This window comes from Streptomyces sp. NPDC006283 (genome assembly GCF_040613325.1).
In the GTDB taxonomy this organism is placed as follows: Bacteria; Actinomycetota; Actinomycetes; order Streptomycetales; family Streptomycetaceae; genus Streptomyces.
Window position 1 is genome coordinate 1 of record NZ_JBEXRZ010000399.1, and the last position, 2,682, is coordinate 2,682.

At 69.7% G+C, this 2,682-nt stretch carries 2 protein-coding genes; one reads left to right on the top strand and one right to left on the bottom strand.

Translation table 11 applies throughout. The annotated features are described in order from the left end of the window. Positions 1 to 7: 7 nt before the first annotated feature. Positions 8 to 1,621 (bottom strand): RICIN domain-containing protein, encoded by a 1,614-nt coding sequence (locus ABZ070_RS36530; protein WP_356640413.1) that lies wholly within the window; start codon positions 1,619 to 1,621, stop codon positions 8 to 10. Between the two features lie 572 nt (positions 1,622 to 2,193). Here ABZ070_RS36530 and ABZ070_RS36535 point away from each other — a divergent pair. Beyond that, a complete protein-coding gene (locus ABZ070_RS36535; protein ID WP_356640415.1) occupies positions 2,194 to 2,607 on the top strand; it encodes a VOC family protein in 414 nt (137 codons plus the stop codon). Positions 2,608 to 2,682 lie beyond the last annotated feature (75 nt).

Below are 2,682 nucleotides of genomic sequence, written 5' to 3' on the forward strand. Positions count from 1 at the left end.
GCTCGCGTCATTCCTCTACCTGACGCTGCTGATCTTCACCGGCACGCACCTGGCCACGGCCTGCCCCCGGGCGCGGGCACACCTCCGGGACGCAGTCGCGGCCCCCGGCGGGCGGCGGGGCGTTCACCTCTTCCGCGTAGGGCCCGGTCCCCTCCGCGCCCGACTGCCGCGGCCCCATGTGTGCGGCGTCGGCCTGCCAGACCTGGGCGGGCGAGTCGTCACGGACCTTGACCACCACGGAGGTCCCCGGGTCCCCGGAGGCCGGCACCATCGCCAGCCGGTCGTTCCACCGCGGGATGACCTGGCCCTGGATGGTCAGGTCGTAGCGGACGTCGACGGCGTCGGGGGCCGTCCGGCGCGTGCAGGTGTCCACGACAACGATGCCGTCGAGCCCGCGGGAGTTCAGACAGAGCGCGGGCGCGGCCAAGCTGCGGAGCAGACCGTCGACCTCGTACACCCACTTCTGCGTGGGCGCCGACGAACAGGACGCCATCGTCACCTCGGATCCGGCTTTCGGCTCGCGGTCGGCGAGGTCGAGGCAGAGGCCCGTCTCGACATGACGCAGGCGGGTGTCGAGCGGCCCGGCCGGATGGTGCGCCGCGGTCGTCGACGGGTCGGGCGCCGGGGTCGACGGCACCGGCGTCCCCGCGCCGGAGGCGGGAGGGGCGGTACCCGTGACGGCGCCGCTGGGCACGGACGGAACGGCCTGGTGCTCGTCCTCCTCCCAGAGAGCCGACACGAGGGTGATGACGAGAAGTCCGGTCACGGCCGCGGCAGCTCCGACGGCCAGCGCCCCCGGCGCCACACCCACCGCCGCCATGCGCTTGCCCCGCAGGGCGATGCTGCGCAGGGTGCCGGGCCGTCCGCCCCGCGAGTGCCGACCGGACGCGCGCGGCGTGCCGGTCCCGTCGCCTCCGCCGCCCTGGTTGCGGGCCTTGCGCCGCCGCCCCGGCCGCGAGTCGAGATACGCCTGCGCCGCGCCGCCGAGCAGCGCCTCCGCGAGCAGCACGCCCAGGCGACCGCCGGTCTGCCGGAGCTGGTCGGCGGCGAACCGGCAGTAGGCGCACTCGGACAGATGCACCTGGATGTCGGGGATCAGCGCACCGCCGCGGCGCAGCGAGATGTCCAGGAGCCGGTTGTAGTGCCGGCATTCCCCGGTCGGCGCGTTATCCCGGTGGACGCGCACACAGGTCAGCCTGAACTGTTCGCGCACCTGAGCGAGTTGGTCGGTCGCGACGCGGGGATCAATACCCAGCAAACCAGCCGGTATGGATATGCCCTCCGCCTCGACCTCGGCGTGCCAGAGCAGCACCTGCGCGGCCATCGGCATTGCGTGGAATGCGCGGGAGACCAACTGCCTATTTTCCTGAGGGCCTTCCGGATTCACGAGTCCGGTCAGCACCGCGGCGACGCGCTGGTCACCGGCCCACGCCTTGGATATATGACGGGCGGTCACCAGAAGGTGGGGCCGTATGGCGCTCACCGATCCGTTGCGGGTCAGATTTTCCAGCAGCTGCGTAAATGCGGCCGTGGTGAGCATGGAGGCAGTTTTGCTCGAGACCGCACAAATCGAGGCGTAGTCGAACACCGGCTGCCAGTGCCGGGCGAGCAGCGTGGCCACCGGATGAACCTCCTGGACCCCGCCACCGGCGTGCAGCGCGGCAGCAAGCTCCTCGTCAGAGACCCCTGATGCGCCACTGGGCTGCGAGGGAGGGGTGGTTCCGGGCGTGCGGGGTTGCTGCATCGACGTCTTTCCATCCATGGCAATGCGGTGGGGGGTCGCTGTGTGCGGTCGAAAGGAGTGCGCCGGTTGGTACATACCTTCGAGTGGGCGGCTTCGCGCTCTTTTGGGGCCTGGCCGCCGCAGTCAATTCGAACGGTTGAGCAAAGCAGTCCTGTTCGGAAGTGAGGGGCCTCACCCTTACACAACTGCCCTGCCAGTAACAAGAGTTCCGGAAGGGCGACCATTCACAACGAGCCGGTCAAGACACCTTCCGGGCATGGACACCGCTTTCTGGAACGCGAGTAAGTACAACAATGAAGAAGCATTGCGACGACAGTGGTTGACGGCGGGGGCAATTGGCTCCGCCACAGGAACGGGACGGCCGGCCGCCGACCGCGTGGGGCGGCCGGAGGGCGGACGGTGGCCACTACCCTGCGAGAACCGACACCTGCGGATGAAAGGAGCATTCTGTGTCATTTCGTCTCAACCCGTACATCAGCTTCGCCGGCAACGCGCGGGAGGCCATGGAGTTCTACAAGAGCGTCCTCGGCGGCAGCCTGAAACTGAACACCTTCGGCGAATTCGGCGGCGCCGAGCCCGGGCACGCCGACAAGATCATGCACGCCATGCTCGAGACCGACCGCGGTTTCACGCTGATGGGCGCCGACACCCCTCCCGGCATGGAGCACAAGCCGGGCACCAACTTCGCCGTGAGCCTGAGCGGCGAAGACGCCGGCGAACTCCGCGGCTACTGGGACAAGCTCACGGCCGACGGCACGGTGAACGTCCCGCTGGAGAAGCAGATGTGGGGAGACACCTTCGGCATGTGCGTGGACCGGTTCGGCATCTCCTGGATGGTCAACATCGTCGAGAACCGGGCCTGACGGCGCGGCGCCGGTGGGGGGGGGGGGGGCGGCCGGCCGGGCGGCCCCCCCCCCCCCCCGCACGCAACCACAAAA